The organism is uncultured Pseudokineococcus sp., from assembly GCF_947499845.1.
Lineage (GTDB): Bacteria > Actinomycetota > Actinomycetes > Actinomycetales > Quadrisphaeraceae > Pseudokineococcus.
The window spans coordinates 71707-87750 of sequence record NZ_CANMPM010000001.1; the positions used below are offsets into that span (position 1 = coordinate 71707).

The window sequence follows — 16044 nt, forward strand, 5'->3', positions numbered from 1 at the left end:
CCGCTCGCCCTCGACCGAGGGCGGGGAGGGCCCCGTGCGCGAGGGCGCATGCTGGAGGCATGGGGGAGCACGGGGTCGGTGGAGGCGGAGCAGGGGCGAGCGAGGTCGCGCCGAGCGCGGCCGGGGCGAGCGGGGCCGGGGCGGCCGGTCGCGGTCCTCGGCGGGCGGGGCGCCGCGCGGCGCCGCCGCTGGGGGCGACCGCCCGCACGGCCGCCTCGCGGGCCCGCGTCGACGCCCTCTGCCGCGACGCCGTCGCCGCGCTCACGGCGGCCGCCGTGCCGCACGACGTCACTCACCTGGCCCGGCGCCGTCGGCTGCTGCGCGACGACGTCCTCGTCGTCGTCGGGACGGGCTGGGACCTCGGCCGCTACGTGCTGTGGCCCGACGCGACGCTGCGGGCGGCGGGGGAGCGCCTCGGGTGGGTCGACGAGACGACGGGCGCCGTCCGGCTGCGCGGCGGGGAGGAGGCCCGCCTCGCGGACGGGGCCGCGGTCGCGGCCGGCGGCGGCGTCTGGGCCGTGTGCGAGCCCGTCGCCCACGTCGACGTCGCCGAGGTGGGCGACCGCTGCGAGGTCGTCGTCGCCGACGACGGCGTCTCCCGGTGGGCCGACCACCCGCACGGACGGCCCGACCGCCGCCACCCCGGCTCGCGGCCCCGACCCGTCGCGGACTGGCCCGACCTCGCCGTCGACCTGCCCGAGCGCGTGCGACGGCGCACGCAGCGCTGAGGGCCGCGCCCGCCCCGTCAGCACCGGGCGCGCCGTCCGCCACGTGCGCCCCGTCAGCCCCGCAGGTCCCATCAGCCCCGCAGGTCCTGTCGGCCCCGCGCGTCCGTCAGGTCCGGGCCGCCGAGAGGTGGTCGCGGACGCGGGCGGCCACCTGCGCCGCCTCCCCCGGCGCGTACCGGTGGCGGGGGCCGAGGAAGAAGCGCAGGCCGTCGCCCCGCGAGCGCGGCACGACGTGCTGGTGGAGGTGGGGGACGCTCTGGCTCACGACGTTGTTGACGAGCAGCAGCGCGCCCTCGGCGCCCGTCGCGGCCTCGATCGCCCGCTGCAGCGCCTGCCCCGTCGCGAGCCAGGGCCCCGCCAGGTCGGCCGGCAGCTCGTCGTAGGTCTGCACGTGCTGCGCGGGCACGAGGAGGACGTGGCCGGGGAACAGCGGCTGGGCGTCGAGGAAGGCGACGAGCCGGTCGTCGCGGTGCACCACCTCGGCCGGGGCGTCCCCGGCGACGACGGCGCAGAAGGCGCACGGGGCGTCCGACCCCCGCGGGCTGAAGGCCTGGGGCACGGCGCCTCCTCGCTACCCTCGCCCTCGGCGCCGCCGCGGCGCCGACCGCCAGCATGGCGCAACTGGTAGCGCACCCGACTTGTAATCGGGCGGTTGCGGGTTCGAGTCCCGCTGCTGGCTCGCTCCCGAGGGCTGCTGTACACCCCCGACGTGTCATCGGGCGGCCCGCGGGTTCGAGTCCCGCTGCTGGCTCCCGAGGTGGGCTCCGAGGTGGGCTCTGCCGTGCGCACCCGACGTGTCATCGGGCGGCCCGCGGGTTCGAGTCCCGCTGCTGGCTCCCGAGGTGGGCCGAGGTGGGCTCTGCCGTGCGCCCCCGACGTGTCATCGGGCGGTTGCCGGTCTGGTCCCGCTGCTGGCTCGCTCCGGCTGTCCCCCTCTGCCCTCCCACGAGACGGAGGAAGGCTACGAAGTCTCCCCGAGGGGCAGCCTGGCGCGGAGGAAGGCTACGAACTCCTCTCCCCAGGCGCCCTGGGACGCAGAAGGGCTACGAGGTCCGGCGGTGGGGGCCGCGCAGGCCACTCCCTCAGCGCAGCAGCTCGGCGAGCGCGGCGTGCGCCTCGTGGGTCGCCCGCAGCGCCGCCGGCAGGGGGGTCCCGTAGAAGCCGTGGACGAGCCCCGGCACCGTCCGGTGGGAGACGCGGACGCCGGCGGCCTCGAGGGCCCGCGCGTAGGCGACGCCCTCGTCGCGCAGGGGGTCGTACTCCGCGGTCACGACGACGGCCGGGGCGACGCCGGCGAGGTCGGCGTGCAGCGGCGAGACCCGGACGTCGCGGGCGACCTCGGCGGCGGCGCGGGCGCCCTCCTCCGTCGTCGGGTCGACGCCCAGGTAGTGGCCGGTGAACCACGTCATGTCGCGGGCGGTGAGGAAGTAGCCCTCCGCGTTCTCCTCGCGGGAGGGGTGGTCGCCGGCCGGGTCCACCACGGGGTACAGCAGCAGCTGGGCGGCCAGCGGCACGCCCTCGTCGCGGGCCCGGAGCGCGCAGACCGCGGCCAGGTTCCCGCCGGCGCTGTCGCCGGCGACGACGAGCCGCGCCGGGTCGCCGCCGAGGTCGTCCACGTCGTCGGCGACGGCGCGCAGCGCCCGCCAGCAGTCCTCGAGGCCCTCCGGGAAGGGGTGCTCGGGCGCGAGCCCGTAGTCCACGCTCACGACGACGGCGCCGAGGTCGCCCGCCAGGAGGCGGCACGGGACGTCGTGCGTGTCGAGGTCGCCGACGACGAAGCCCCCGCCGTGGAGGAAGACGACGGTCGGCGCGGGCGAGCCCGGCTCGAGCCCCACCGGGCGGTAGGTCCGGGTGCGGACGCCGCCCGCCTCGCCGTCGACGACGGACGCCACCGGCGGCAGCGCCGCCGGGTCGGTGCGACCGACGCCCGCGAAGGCGCGCAGCCCCGCCCTCGCCCCGGGGACGTCGGAGTCGGCGGGGCCGGGGCGGCCCAGGCGCTCGAGCTCGGCGAGCATCGCGGCGGTGCCGGGGTCGAGGGGCATGGCGTCCTCCGGAGGGCGTGGGCGACGGGACGTGGGTGACGGGCGTGGGGGGCCGTGCGGGCCGGGGCCAACGGGGCGGGCGGGCCAGGGTCAGCGGTAGGTGTAGAAGCCCTCGCCGGACTCGACGCCGAAGCGCCCGCGGTCGAGGTAGTTCTCCTGCAGGTAGTCGGCCCAGGCCTGGGAGGCCGGGTCGGCGCTCGCGATGGCGTGCGCGGTCCGCAGGCCGACGACGTCGTAGACCTGGAAGGGCCCGGCCGGCGCCCCGGTGGCCGTCCGCCAGGTGCGGTCGATGGTCTCGACGTCGGCCACGCCCTTGAGGAGCAGCTCGGCCGCCGCGCCGAGGAGCGGGATGAGCAGCGAGTTGAGGACGTAGGCGGGCTGCTCGCGGTGCAGCCGGATCGGCTCCATGCCGATGGCGGCGGCGAAGACCTCCACCTGGTCGGCGACGGCCGGGTCGGTGCCCGCGTGGCCCATCACCTCGGCGGTGTTCTGGGCCCAGATGCGGTTGGCGAAGTGCAGCGCGAGGAAGCGCTCGGGCCGGCCGGTCGCGTCCGCCATGGCGCTGGGCAGCAGGCTCGAGGAGTTCGTCGCCAGGACGGCGGACGGCGGCGCGGCCGCCCCGACGCGCGCCCAGACGTCGCGCTTGAGCTCCAGGCGCTCGGGCACGGCCTCCACGACGAGGTCGGCGGCGCCCACCGCGTCGGCGAGGTCGCTCGTGAGGCGGATGCGCCCCGGGGCGGCTCCGTAAGCGTCGGCGAGGTCCGGCAGGTCGTGCGCCGCGGCGCCCGCGAAGCGCTCCAGGCGCTGCCGGCCGGCGCTCAGCGCGTCGTCGTCCACGTCGTAGGCGGTGACGTCGACGCCGTGCGCGGCCGTCTGGAGCGCGATCTGCGCGCCGAGGACGCCGAGCCCGAGGACGGTGACGCGGGCGTAGGGCGACGCGGGCGTGGAGGCGGGCATGGGGCTCCTGTCGTCGTGCGGTGGGGGCCGGGTGGGCGGTGGGGCCGGTGCTCGTGGGGCCACCGGTCAGGAAGGCCGGATCAGGCGGCCGGGACGACCTCGGGTGGTGCGCCGACGGCGGGGGAGCCGTCGGGCCGGGTGCCCGCGGGGAGGAACCGCAGGTCGCGGCCGCGGCGGTCGAGCCGCAGGGAGACCAGGTCCAGCAGGTAGTTCTGGTGCACGCGCCACGGCGCCCGCTCGCTCTGGCGCGGCAGCTGGGCGAGACCGCGGCGCACGTAGCCGGCCGCGAGGTCGATGACGGGGCGCGAGCCCTCCGTGCCGGCCGGGGCCTGCGCCACGACGGCGCCCGCGCCGCGCCGCCGCATCGTCCCGAGGAGGTCGGCGACGGCCCCCGCCACGAGGTCGGCGCGCAGCGTCCAGGACGAGTTCACGTACCCGATCGTGTAGGCGAGGTTCGGGAGCCCCTCGAGCATCATGCCCTTCCACGCGAGACGGCCCCCGGGCTCGACGGGGCGGCCGTCGACGTCGAGCCGCATGCCGCCCAGCACGAGCACGGACAGGCCGGTCGCCGTCACGAGGACGTCGGCGTCGACGCGGCCGCCCGAGGCCAGGCGGACGCCCCCGGCGTCGACCCGCTCGATGGCGTCGGTGACGACCTCCGCGGCCCCCGACGAGATGGCGCGGAAGAGGTCGCCCCCGGGGGCGGCGCACAGCCGCTGGTCCCAGGGCTCGTAGCGGGGCCGGAAGTGCGTGGCGACGTCGTAGCCCTCGGGCAGCTTCTCGGCCGCCGAGCGCTCGAGCAGAGCGCGCATGGCCGCGGGGCGCCGCCGCGCGTACTGGTAGAGCAGCATCGAGCCGGCGATGTGCTTGGCGCGCACCGCCTTCTGGGCGACGGGCTCGGGCACGCGGCCGCGCAGCCGCACCGCCAGCCGGTCGCGCGAGGGCACCGCTGCCACGTAGGTGGGCGAGCGCTGCAGCATCGTCACCTGCGCGCCGCGGCGCGCCAGCGCGGGCACGAGCGTCACGGCGGTGGCGCCGCTGCCGACGACGACGACCCGCCGGCCCTCGACGTCGAGGTCGGCGGGCCAGTGCTGGGGGTGCACGACGTCGCCCGCGAAGTCCTCGAGCCCGGGGATCTCGGGTCGGTGGCCCTCGTCGTAGCGGTAGTAGCCGGTGCAGGCGAGGAGGAAGGAGCAGGTGATGGTCGACGTCGCCCCGTCCTCGCCCTCGCGCCACTCGGCGCCCGCGCCGCCCTCGCCGGGGGTGCGGTGCAGGACGGTGAGCACCCACCGGGAGTCCTCGCTGCGCCAGGACGCGGAGACGACCCGCTGCCGGTACCGGACGCGCTGCGCGACGCCGGTCTCCGTCGCGGTCTCCTGCACGTAGGTGCGGATGTCGTCGCCGTCGGCCAGCGCCTTCTCGCCGGCCCAGGGGCGCGCGGCGTACCCGAGCGTGTACATGTCCGAGTCGGAGCGGACGCCGGGGTAGCGGAACAGGTCCCACGTGCCGCCGATGACGTCGCGCGACTCCAGCACGGCGAGGTCGAGGTGGGGGTGGCGCCGCAGCAGCGTCGCCGCCGCGCCGACGCCCGAGAGGCCGGCGCCCACGACGACGACGTCGAGGTGCTCCGGCTCGTGGTCGGTGGTGCGCGCGGTGCTGCCGGCGGTGCCGGTCGTCGTCGACCCCATGCGAGGAGGCTACGACGACCTCGACAGGCTGTCGAGAGCATCGACACGGCGTCGAGCGGGGCTGCGCCCACGGGGCCGCCGCCTACGCTCGGGAGGGTGAGCACGCCCCAGCGGGCCCGCCGGGCCCCCCGCCCCTCGGGCGAGGACCGCCAGCGCGCCATCGTCGACGCCGTCGAGGACCTGCTGCGCACGCGGCCGCTGGCGGAGATCTCGATCGACGAGGTGGCCGCGGCCGCCGGCCTGTCGCGGAGCGCCTTCTACTTCTACTTCGGGTCCAAGCAGGCCGTGCTGCTCGAGCTGCTCGACCGCATGGTCGCCGAGGTCGACGCGCGACTCGCGGCCCTCCCGCTGCCCGACGAGCCGTCCCGCGACTGGTGGCGCTCGTGCCTGGCCGTCTTCGTCGACGTCTTCGGCGCGCACCGGGCCGTCTCCCTGTCGCTGGCCGAGGCGCGCGCCACAGTGCCGGAGCTGCGCGAGGAGTGGTCGCGCCGCCTGGCCGGGTGGGTCGACCTGACGACGGCGACCATCACGGCGGAGCAGCGGCGCGGACGGGCCGGCGCGGTCGTCGACCCGCGCGCCACGAGCGTGCTGCTCAACACGATGAACGAGCGCGCGATCGCCGCGTCGCTCGCGGGGGAGGAGCCGTCGCTGCCGCCGGGCTCGGTGCTCGACGCCCTGACCGACCTGTGGTGCACCGCCGTGTACGGCACGCCCGACCCCTGACGGGCGTCCCGCCGCCGAGCGCCACCGCGCGGTGGCGGTCCGGTCGTGCGGGGGCCAGGGTCGGAGCCATGCAGACCAGGACCCTCGGACCCCGCTCCGTCTCCGCGATCGGGCTCGGCGCCATGCCGATGTCCATCGAGGGGCGCCCCGACCGCGACCGCAGCGTCGCCACGATCCACGCCGCGCTCGACGCGGGCGTGACCCTCGTCGACACCGCCGACGCCTACCACCGCGACGCGGGGGAGGTCGGCCACAACGAGGAGCTCGTGGCCGAGGCCCTGCGCAGCTACGGCGGCGACACCTCCGGCGTCCTCGTCGCCACCAAGGGCGGCCACCTGCGCCCCGGTGACGGCTCGTGGACCCAGGACGGGCGCCCCGAGCACCTCAAGGCGGCGGCCAAGGAGTCCGCCCGACGCCTCGGCGTGGAGGCCATCGGCCTCTACCAGTTCCACCGCCCGGACCCGGACGTCCCCTACGCCGACTCGGTCGGCGCGCTCGTCGAGCTCCTCGACGAGGGCGTCATCCAGATGGCCGGCATCTCCAACGCCGACGTCGCCCAGATCGACGAGGCGAACGCCGTCCTCGGCGGGCGCCTCGCGTCCGTGCAGAACCAGTTCTCGCCGGCCTTCCGCTCCAGCCTCGGCGAGCTGCAGCACTGCGCCTCGCTGGGCGTCGCCTTCCTCCCGTGGAGCCCGCTCGGCGGCATCGCGAAGGCCTCCGACCTCGGGAGCGAGCACTCGGCGTTCCAGGACGTCGCCGACGCGCACGGCGTGAGCCCGCACCAGGTGACGCTGGCGTGGGAGCTGGCGCTCGCCGACGTCGTCATCCCCATCCCGGGCTCGTCGCGCCCGCAGTCCACCACCGACTCCGCGCGGGCTGCCGAGCTGCAGCTGTCCGCGGACGAGGTCGCCCGGCTGTCGGAGGCCTGAGCCGTGAGGACCGTCCCCCTGGGCACGAGCGGCCTGCAGGTCCCCAACGTCGTCCTCGGCGTCATGCGCGTCGCCGACAAGACCGACGAGGAGATCCGGGAGTGGTGGGCCGCGGCCCGCGACGCCGGCGTCACCTTCCTCGACCACGCCGACGTCTACGGCGGGTCGATGCACCGCTGCGAGGAGCGCTTCACCGAGGCGGTGCAGCTCTCGCCGTCCGAGCGCGACGCCGTGACGGTGCAGACGAAGTGCGGCATCGTCCCCGACGGGCCGTACTTCGACTTCTCCTACGAGCGGATCACCGAGTCCGTCGAGGGGTCCCTGCGGGCCCTCGGCACCGACCGCATCGACGTGCTGCTCCTGCACCGCCCCGACGCGCTCGTCGAGCCCGACGAGGTGGCGCGCGCCTTCGACGAGCTGCAGAGCTCCGGGAAGGTCCTGCACTTCGGCGTCTCCAACCACACGCCGGGGCAGGTCGAGCTGCTCCAGCGGTCGGTGCGCCAGCCGCTCGTGGCGAACCAGCTGCAGCTGTCCATCACGCACGCGCCGCTCGTGGCGCAGGGCGTCGCCTCGAACATGCAGGCGCTCGACCAGTCGGTCGCCCGCGACACGGGCACGCTCGACTACTGCCGGCTGAAGGACATCACCGTGCAGGCGTGGTCGCCGTTCCAGGCGGGTTTCTTCTCGGGCGTCTTCCTCGACGACGACCGCTACCCCGAGCTCAACGCGGTGCTGGACCGCCTCGCGGCCCAGTACGACGTGCCGAAGCTGGCCGTGGCCACGGCCTGGATCACGCGGCACCCCGCGCAGATGCAGGTGGTGCTGGGGACGACGAGCCCCGAGCGCGTGCGCGCCGCGGCGCAGGGCTCCGACCTGCCGCTGACGCGCGCCGAGTGGTACGAGCTCTTCCGCGCGGCCGGGTACACGGTGCCCTGACCCTGCTCTCCTGACCGGCCCTCCTCTCCGGTCGTGCTCTCCGGCCCTGCTCCCGGGTCCCGCGAACCGCGGGGCCCGGGAGTACGGTCCTGCTCGCGCGCAGGGCCCGACCGGGGTCGGCGCGCCGGTGACCCCCTGCCCCCGGGCCGCCCACGCAGGACGTGCGCGCAGACCCAGGGAGAACCGTGGACCTCACCAGACGACAGCTGCTCGGGGCGGCCGGCGCCCTCGGGCTGCCCGCAGCCCTCGCCGGGTGCGGCGGGTTCTCGACCTCGGACGGCTCGTCCGGCGGCGCGAGCGGCAGCGCCGACACGCTCACCTTCACGACGTGGGGGACGGACGCCGAGATCGCCGGCCTGCGGGCCGCGGTGAGCCGCTTCGAGGAGAGCTCGGGTGCCACGGTGTCGCTCAACGTGGTGCCGTACGAGCAGATGTTCAGCAACATCGACGCGCAGATCCAGGCGGGCAACCCGCCCGACGTCTTCCGCGTCCCGTACTACACCTTCGGCAGCTACGCGGGGGCCGGCCAGCTGCTCGACCTGTCGCCGCACCTCGAGAGCGGCTTCGCCGACCGCTTCACCCCCCAGGCGTGGGCGGCCGTGCAGAACGGCGGCTCGCCCTACGGGGTGCCGCACCACACGGACACCTCGGCGATCCTGCTCAACCTGCCCGCGCTCGAGGCGGCGGGCGTCACCGACATCCCGACGCGGCTCGAGGACGCCTGGTCCTGGGACGACCTCGCGGCCGTCGCGACGACGCTGCGGGCCTCCCTGCCGGACGACCAGTACCCCTTCGCCTACAACTGGCAGGGCAACGGCGTCACGCGCTGGCTCAGCTGGCTCTTCCAGGCCGACGGGCGCTTCCTCACCGAGGACCTCTCCGGCCCCGCCATCGACTCCGAGGCCGGGCGGGCGGCCGTCGAGTTCACGCAGTCGTTCTTCACGCAGGGGTGGGTGCCGCCCAACGACACCGTCACCTCCTCGACCTACGCCCAGGACACCTGGTACGCCCAGACGGTGCCGATGGTCTGGTCCGGCGCCTTCTCCATCCCGGACGCCGAGTCCACGCTCGACTTCGAGTGGGGCGCCACCTTCGCGCCGCAGCGGGTCCGCGGCGGCGGCGACTTCGGCGGCAACGCCCTCGTCGCGACGGCGGGGACGGCGAACCCCGAGCTCGCGGCGGCGCTGCTGGCGTCGGTCACCGAGGAGGAGTCGATGCGGCAGTTCTGCGAGGGCGCCTCGCTGCTCCCGACGCGGGCCGACCTCGTGGAGCAGGGCATCACCTTCGACGTCCGCCCGGACCTGGCGCCCGTCTTCCTCGGCCAGGCCTCCGTCGTCCGGGCGCAGGACTCGGCGCAGGTCGCCTCGCCGGACATGGCCTCGATCATCACGGTGCTGCAGGACCAGCTGGAGGAGGCCTTCGTCGGCGGCCAGGACGTGGCGACGACGGCGCAGGGCCTGTCCGACGGCATCGCCGACGCGGTGCGGTGACCAGCCCCTCCGCGGCGCCGGCGGGAGCCCCGGTCGACGTCGCCGCGCCCGCGGCGGACGAGCGCGGGCCCTCGCCCGGGCGGGCCCGGCGGGGCTCGCCGGGGGAGGCGCTGGCGGCGTACACCTTCCTGGCGCCGAACCTCGTGCTGCTGGGCCTCTTCGTCCTGCTGCCGCTGGCGTGGGCGGTGTGGATCAGCACCCAGGACACCGACGGCTTCGGCGCGGGGACGTTCGTCGGGGCCGACAACTACGCCCGGCTGCTCTCCGACGGCACGTTCTGGCGGTCGGTGGTCAACACGACGCTCTTCACGGCGATCGTCACGCCCGCGTCGATGGCCCTGGGCCTCGGCGCGGCCGTGCTCCTCGACGGCGCGCTGCCGGCGCGCGGGTTCTTCCGCTCGGTGCTGATCCTCCCCATGGCGGTGTCCGGGGTCGCGACGGCGCTCATCGGGGTGCTCGTCTTCGACGAGAACAGCGGCGTCCTCGACGGGATCATCCGGGCGCTCGGGCTGCCGGGGGTGGCCTGGCAGAGCGGCGGGGCGGCGGCCTTCACGTCCGTCGTCCTCGTGACGCTGTGGTGGCGCGTGGGCTTCAACATGCTCATCTACCTGGCGGCCCTGCAGGGCGTGGGGGCGCACCTCTACGAGGCCGCGACGCTCGACGGCGCCTCGGCGTGGCAGCGCTTCCGCTACGTCACCGTGCCCATGGTGGGACCGGCGAGCTTCTTCCTCCTCGTCATGAACGTCATCTACTCGTTCCAGGTCTTCGACATCGTCTTCGTCATGACCGGGGGAGGGCCGCGGGACGCGACGTCCGTGCTCGTGACGTACGCCTACGAGACCGGGTTCGTGACGCGCGACCAGGGCTACGCCGCCGCCATCGGCGTCGTGCTCCTCCTGCTCACGCTGGCCGTGACCGCGGTGCGCTGGCGCACCAGCCGCACGAGGGACCTCGTCGAGTGAGCGCCGCCGAGCAGGTGGTGACGTCGGCGCCGGGCGCCCTGCGCCGTCGCCGCGAGCGTCGGGTGCGCGCGCTGCGGACGGGGGCGGCCGTGGTCGTCGCCCTCATCACCTTGGCGCCGCTGTACTGGATGGTCGTCGTGGCGCTGTCCACGCGCGCCGAGCTGCTCGGCGGGCAGCTGCGGCTGTGGCCCCGCGAGCTGACCCTCGCCAACGTCGAGCGCGTCCTCACGGCATTCCCCGTGGTCACGTGGTTCGGCAACTCCGTCGCCATCGCGCTCGTGACGTCGCTCATCACCGTGGCGGTGAACCTGCTGGCCGGCTACGCCTTCGCCCAGCTCCGGTTCCGCGGCTCGACGGCGCTCTTCCTCGTCGCGCTGTCCACCCTCATGCTGCCCGTGCAGGTGATCATGGTGGCGCTGTTCCGCCTCGTCACCGAGCTGGGGATCTACGGCAGCTACTGGGCGGTGATCCTGCCGACGGCGGCGTCGGCCTTCGGGGTCTTCCTCGCGCGCCAGTTCATCCTCGGCATCCCGCGCGAGCTCGTGGAGGCGGCGCGCATCGACGGCGCCGGCCACCTCCGGGTGTTCCTCCAGGTGGTGCTGCCGCTGTGCCGGCCGCTCGTCGCGGTGCTCTTCTTCATGAGCCTGCTGCAGACGTGGAACGACTTCGCGTGGCCCCTCATCGCGCTGCGCCAGAACGAGCTCTTCACCCTGCCGATCGGCCTGCTCTACCTGCAGGGCCAGTTCGGCGCCGACTACGGCGGGACCATGGCCTTCGCCCTCATCAGCGTGACGCCCATGGTCGTGCTCTTCCTCGTCTTCCAGCGCTACTTCGTGCAGGGCTTCGCGCGCAGCGGCATCCGCTGACGACCTCGCTGCACCGGGTCGAGCTGGTCCGCCGAGGACGTCAGCGTCAGAAGGGCGGTGGGCCGGCGTCGTTCCATCCGCGGGTGACATCGGTCCGGGCCGTCGCGCCGGGCTCTCCGGTGGTCGCCTCGTCGAGCACGGACCTCCCGCCCCCTGGTCCGGACGGGGGCTGGGTGACCTCGTGCTGATGGCGGGCGAGCTCGGCGTGCACCCGGTCGAGGTCGTGGGCGGCGTTGTCGCGGTGGGGGTAGCGGGGTCCGCCGAGGAGGTGGTCCTCGAGGGCGGCGGCGGCCGCGTCAGCGGCCGTGGTCTGCTCCCAGGTGTCGTCGTCGACGCGGGGCGCGGGTCGCGGCAGCAGGGGCTGCGCCGGGACGTCCACGACCTGGCCGAGCGGGGTGGTCCAGGTGAGGGAGGGGTCGGTGGGGTCGTCGGAGGTCGGGACGGCGACCCATCCGAAGTGGTGCTTGGCGAGGTGGTGGCGCCGGCAGAGGACGTCGAGGTTGCACGGGCACGTCGGTCCGCCGGTGGCGTGGGGGGTGCGGTGGTCGAGGTCGCAGCGGGTGGCGGGCATCCGGCAGCCGGGGGCCTGGCAGCGGGGTGAGCGGGCTCTCACCCAGCGGGCGCAGGCCTCGGTGGGCGTGTAGGGGCCGGGTCCGCCGGTCGCGGCGGCGTAGGAGCAGGCGGACCGTCGGGCCGCGTGGCGCAGCGAGGTGTGCCGCGAGGTCGACGAGGACCCCGTCACCGGCTCCGACGGAGACGGAGACGGTGACGGTGACGGTGACGGCAGCGACGGCGCTGCGGCGGCGGGAGACACTTCAGGCGCTGGTGATGTCGGTGGCGACGGCGTGGGGTCGTCGGGGGTGTCGACGCGCACGGTGATCGCCGTGGTGCGGCCGCGTCGGGCGGGTGCCGCCCGCCGGCCCTCCCGCGGTGGGTCGGGCGGCGACGTCGCCGTCGTCGTCGACGTCGACGCCGTCTTCGTGGTCGTGGTGGTGGGGTCGAAGGTCAGGAGGTGTCCGTCGAGGCCGACGAGGTGGCCGGTTGCCGGTGCGGTCAGGGCGCGGCGGAAGCGGTGACCTGCGGCGAGGAGCTCGGCGACGGCCACGGCCGGGACGGGTCCGAGGGTGGGGTGCTGGGCGGGGTCGTCGTCCAGGCCGAGGAGGCTGGTCAGAGCCACGGTGACCTGCGGGCCGTGCGGGCTGCGCGCCCGGGGCGTGACCGTGGCGCCCGCCGGGGCTGTGCCCGCGCTGGCGTTCGCGTCCGCTCGCGTGGCAAAGGCGGCGGCGTGCGTGCCGGTGGGTAGGTCGGTGGTGGTGGCGAGGTCGACGAGGGCGTCGAAGCGGCGCGCGTCGATGCCCCGCCGGTCCGGCAGCCCCCCGGCGGCACCGTCACCCAGGGCCAGGGGGTCCAGGCCCGCGGTGGTCGCGGCGTGCGGGTCGAGGCGCCCGTGCTCCCCTGCGCGGGCCCGGGCGGTGGTGGTCAGGCGCTCGAACACGCAGGCCAGGTCCAGCACCGGGCCCGTGGCGACCAGCTGGGCCATCCCGTCCTCGACGGGGAACAGGCGGACCCCGCGGGCGCAGGTCGCGCGCCGCACCCGCCGGCGTACCGCCTCGGGGTCGGTCGTCGTGACGAGGTGACGTACCCGGGCCCGCAGCGCGGGGACGGTGAGCGGGCCGAGGTCGTCGGCCAGGGCCGCGTCGACCTTCGCGGCGTGCACCGGGGACAGGGCGACGGTTTCCTCGGCCACCAGGCGGGAGCGCTGGGGGTCGATCCGCCCGGCCTCCAGCGCGGCCAGGGTCACCGGCAGGCGGGTCGTCACCGCCAGGGCCTCGGCGACGAGGTCCTGCGCCCGCCGCAGCGGCACGACCAGCGCGACGGCTAGCGCGGCCGCGGCGGCCTCGAACGCCAGACCAGCGTCCCGGCCGGCCCCCGACGTCGGCCCGGGCGCCGACCCCGGGTCAGACCCGGGGCCAGACCACGGGTCGGAGCCCCCATCCCGCACCGCGACACCGACCGCGCCCTTCCCGCGGTCGCCGACGCCAGACCCGTCGCAGTCGGCCAGCGGCGCCGCCGGCCCGCCCGTCACCGACACCTCGTCCACCAGGGCCGCGACCTGCCGCAGCAGCCCCGCCCACGCGCTCGACCGCGCCGCCTCCAACGCGACCACCGCCTGCACCCGGCTCAGAGCGCCCGCCCGCACCGCCGACCGCACCCTCCCCGTCTCGTGCACCAGGTCTGCGGCGCCGTGGTCGGCGCTGGAGGTCGGGCCGGCGTGGACGGGCGAGGACAGCGGCGCGACGTCCCCGTCGCCATCCCGTCGCCCCATCTCGAACATGTGTACGAGACTAGAGGCGAGGTCCGACAACGGGTCCACGTCAGCGCTGCCTGTGGACGGGGCTGGCTGGGCTCGCCCCTGTGCGCAGCCCGAGGAGGGCCGCGGCGGTCGCCGCCCGTCGTCGAGCGGCTCAGGTGCGGGGGTCGAGACCGCCCACGTCGTCCAGATCCTCGTGGTCGTGGTCCTCGAGGTCCAGCTGCCCGCCCAGCTCGTCGAGCTCGTCGGCGGGCAGGTCGAGCTCCGCGCGCAGCTCGGCGCGGTCCGCCAGCAGCCCGGGCAGCGCGTCGACCCCGGGGCTCCCCGGGTCGGTCTCGGTGTCGCGCAGCACACGGGAGGCCGCGAGCGTGTACCAGCGGTGCGCGTCCTCGAGCCGGCCGTGCTCCCACAGCGAGAGGGCGACGTCGCCGAGCGCCTCCGCGGGCGTCGGGCGCTCCCGGCGGAGCTCCTGGGCGAGACGGTCGGCCTCCTCCTGCCTCCCGGCGCGCAGCAGGAGGCCGTAGAGGCCTCCCCGCGGGTCCGTCTCCGCCGGGCCGTCGGTCGCGATCGCCCGGTGCAGGAGCGCGACGCCGCCGTCGACGTCACCGCCCGCCCCCTGCAGGGTCCCCGCCGTGGAGAGCAGCTCGCGGGTGCTCACCTCGTCGTCCGGGTGGGGGTCCTCGGCCCAGGCCGTGAGGCGGGAGGCGGCCGCCAGGGGGTCGTCGGCCTCGAGGGCCTGCTGGGCCACCTCGGCGAAGAGGTCGAGCGTGACGGGAGGGCGCACGGCCCGACGGTAGTCGCAGCCTGGACGGAGGTGCGGCCGGTGCACGGCGACCTCTCCGTCCCTCTCGGCGGCTGTGAGACCGAGTTGTCTCGCTCGTCACACAGCGCGACGCCACCGCAACACGGCGTTCCTAGCGTCCTCCCCACTGGCGCCGGGGCCGGGTGACCGGCGCTCGCCCGTCACCCGGTCGGCCGAGGACGAGGAGGCCGGCATGGCTGTGCAGACGCCGAGCACCGAGCAGGAGCCCCGTGGGCCCGTCGGGACCATCGACGCCCCGCGCGCGGGGCGGTGGGTCGACGTCTTCGACCCGGAGGACCAGGCCCAGTGGGCCGCCGGTGGACGGCGGATGGCGCGGCGGAACCTGTGGTGGTCCATCGGCGCGGAGTTCCTCGGCTTCACCGTGTGGCAGCTCTGGTCCATCGCGACGCCGGTGCTCGTGGCCGCGGGGTACGCCATCGCCCTGGACCAGCAGCTCTGGCTGACGGCGGTGCCCGTGCTCGTGGGCGCGACGCTGAGGTTCCCGTACTCCTTCGCCGTCGGCCGCTTCGGCGGCCGGAACTGGACCATCATCTCGGCGCTGCTGCTCGTCGTCCCCTGCCTCGGGCTGGCCTACGTGGCCTACAACCCCGGCACGCCCTTCTGGGCCATGCTGCTCATCGCGGCGACCGCCGGGGTCGGCGGTGGCAACTTCGCGTCGTCGATGAGCAACATCCACTTCTTCTTCCCGCAGCGGGAGAAGGGCGCCGCCCTCGGGCTCAACGCCGCGGGCGGCAACATCGGCGTGGCCGTCATCCAGGCCGTCACGCCCTTCGTCGTCGTCGCCGGGATCGCCGCCACCACGGCCCGGCCGGCGATCTTCATCATCCCGCTCGCCGTCCTCGCCGCCCTCGGTGCGTGGCGGTTCATGGACAACCTGGCGGAGGCCCGCTCGGACGGCGCCGCCTGGCGCGCCGCGCTGAGCGACCGGCACACCTGGCTCATCTCGTTCCTCTACATCGGGACCTTCGGCTCCTTCATCGGCTACGCCGCCGCCTTCCCGACGCTGCTCAAGAGCCAGTTCCCCGACGTCACCCTGACGATCGCCTTCCTCGGCGCCCTCATCGGCTCGCTGGCCCGCCCGTGGGGCGGCCGCCTCTCGGACCGCGTCGGCGGCGCCCGCGTGTCCATCGTCGCCTTCGCCGTCCTCGCCCTCGGGGCCGTCGGCGCCGTCGTCGCGCTGCGGATGGCCAGCGTCACCCTCTTCTTCCTCGCCTTCATGGTGCTGTTCGTCGCGAGCGGCGTCGGCAACGGGTCGGTCTACCGGATGATCCCGGCGGTCTTCCGCCGCGGGGTGGCCGACGGGGACGTCGGGGCCGGCCTCTACGAGCGGCGCATCACCGCGGCCTGCATCGGCGTCGCCGCGGGCATCGGGGCGTACGGCGGCTTCCTCATCAACCGGGGCTTCGCCGAGTCCTCGAAGGCCTTCGGCTCGCTGCAGCCGGCGCTGTGGGCCTTCGTCGGCTTCTACGTCCTCTGCATCGCCGTGACCTGGGCCGTGTACGCCCGTCGCGGCGCCCTGGGCACCAGCGAGCGCATCTGACCGTGGCCGCCCCCACCCTCGTCACCACCGGCGCCTCGCCCGCCGGCCG

At 75.7% G+C, this 16044-nt stretch carries 14 protein-coding genes and 1 tRNA gene; 9 read left to right on the plus strand and 6 right to left on the minus strand.

Annotated elements, in window-relative coordinates:
- Positions 1-59: 59 nt before the first annotated feature.
- Entirely contained in the window at positions 60-728 is a 669-nt protein-coding gene (locus tag Q0789_RS00315) for a hypothetical protein (protein WP_298801210.1), read from the plus strand.
- A 106-nt stretch (positions 729-834) separates the two neighbouring features.
- Here Q0789_RS00315 and Q0789_RS00320 read toward each other — a convergent pair whose 3' ends face one another.
- Complete coding sequence (locus Q0789_RS00320; RefSeq protein WP_298801211.1) at positions 835-1287, minus strand: HIT family protein; 453 nt, start codon at positions 1285-1287, stop codon at positions 835-837.
- 47 nt (positions 1288-1334) lie between these two features.
- Here Q0789_RS00320 and Q0789_RS00325 point away from each other — a divergent pair.
- Positions 1335-1407: transfer RNA gene (locus Q0789_RS00325), tRNA-Thr, on the plus strand.
- A 403-nt stretch (positions 1408-1810) separates the two neighbouring features.
- On the opposite strand, the gene Q0789_RS00330 is transcribed toward Q0789_RS00325, so the two are convergent.
- The 3 genes from Q0789_RS00330 to Q0789_RS00340 form a co-directional block, all read right to left on the minus strand.
- Positions 1811-2770 carry an alpha/beta hydrolase gene (locus Q0789_RS00330; protein ID WP_298801212.1) on the minus strand — a complete coding sequence of 320 codons (960 nt, stop codon included), beginning with the start codon at positions 2768-2770 and terminating at the stop codon, positions 1811-1813.
- A gap of 90 nt (positions 2771-2860) precedes the next feature.
- Positions 2861-3727, minus strand: coding sequence for a 3-hydroxyacyl-CoA dehydrogenase (locus Q0789_RS00335; protein ID WP_298801213.1), 867 nt, complete (start codon positions 3725-3727; stop codon positions 2861-2863).
- An 80-nt stretch (positions 3728-3807) separates the two neighbouring features.
- On the minus strand, positions 3808-5415 hold the full coding sequence (locus Q0789_RS00340) for an NAD(P)/FAD-dependent oxidoreductase (RefSeq protein ID WP_298801214.1): 1608 nt from the start codon (positions 5413-5415) through the stop codon (positions 3808-3810).
- Positions 5416-5511: 96 nt separating this feature from the next.
- Here Q0789_RS00340 and Q0789_RS00345 point away from each other — a divergent pair, with 96 nt between their 5' ends.
- The 6 genes from Q0789_RS00345 (at position 5512) to Q0789_RS00370 (ending at position 11321) form a co-directional block, all read left to right on the plus strand.
- The gene (locus Q0789_RS00345; protein ID WP_298801215.1) at positions 5512-6138 is read left to right on the plus strand and encodes a TetR/AcrR family transcriptional regulator; all 627 of its coding nucleotides are present in this window, start codon (positions 5512-5514) and stop codon (positions 6136-6138) included.
- 68 nt (positions 6139-6206) lie between these two features.
- Positions 6207-7067 carry an aldo/keto reductase gene (locus Q0789_RS00350; RefSeq protein WP_298801216.1) on the plus strand — a complete coding sequence of 287 codons (861 nt, stop codon included), beginning with the start codon at positions 6207-6209 and terminating at the stop codon, positions 7065-7067.
- 3 nt (positions 7068-7070) lie between these two features.
- A complete protein-coding gene (locus Q0789_RS00355; RefSeq protein WP_298801217.1) occupies positions 7071-8003 on the plus strand; it encodes an aldo/keto reductase family oxidoreductase in 933 nt (310 codons plus the stop codon).
- A gap of 185 nt (positions 8004-8188) precedes the next feature.
- A complete protein-coding gene (locus tag Q0789_RS00360; protein ID WP_298801218.1) occupies positions 8189-9493 on the plus strand; it encodes a sugar ABC transporter substrate-binding protein in 1305 nt (434 codons plus the stop codon).
- Positions 9490-10455: a carbohydrate ABC transporter permease gene (locus Q0789_RS00365; RefSeq protein ID WP_298801219.1), complete on the plus strand. Its 966-nt coding sequence runs from the start codon at positions 9490-9492 to the stop codon at positions 10453-10455. Before Q0789_RS00360 ends, Q0789_RS00365 begins: the two co-directional genes overlap by 4 nt.
- Positions 10452-11321, plus strand: coding sequence for a carbohydrate ABC transporter permease (locus Q0789_RS00370; protein WP_298801220.1), 870 nt, complete (start codon positions 10452-10454; stop codon positions 11319-11321). The genes Q0789_RS00365 and Q0789_RS00370 overlap by 4 nt, the downstream gene beginning before the upstream one ends.
- Positions 11322-11367: 46 nt before the next feature.
- On the opposite strand, the gene Q0789_RS00375 is transcribed toward Q0789_RS00370, so the two are convergent.
- Both Q0789_RS00375 and Q0789_RS00380 read right to left on the minus strand, forming a co-directional pair.
- A complete protein-coding gene (locus Q0789_RS00375) occupies positions 11368-13656 on the minus strand; it encodes an HNH endonuclease signature motif containing protein (RefSeq protein ID WP_298801221.1) in 2289 nt (762 codons plus the stop codon).
- A 130-nt stretch (positions 13657-13786) separates the two neighbouring features.
- A complete protein-coding gene (locus Q0789_RS00380) occupies positions 13787-14416 on the minus strand; it encodes a hypothetical protein (protein WP_298801222.1) in 630 nt (209 codons plus the stop codon).
- Positions 14417-14627: 211 nt separating this feature from the next.
- Between Q0789_RS00380 and Q0789_RS00385 the strand changes: the two genes are divergently transcribed.
- Complete coding sequence (locus Q0789_RS00385; RefSeq protein ID WP_298801223.1) at positions 14628-15995, plus strand: MFS transporter; 1368 nt, start codon at positions 14628-14630, stop codon at positions 15993-15995.
- Positions 15996-16044: the final 49 nt, after the last annotated feature.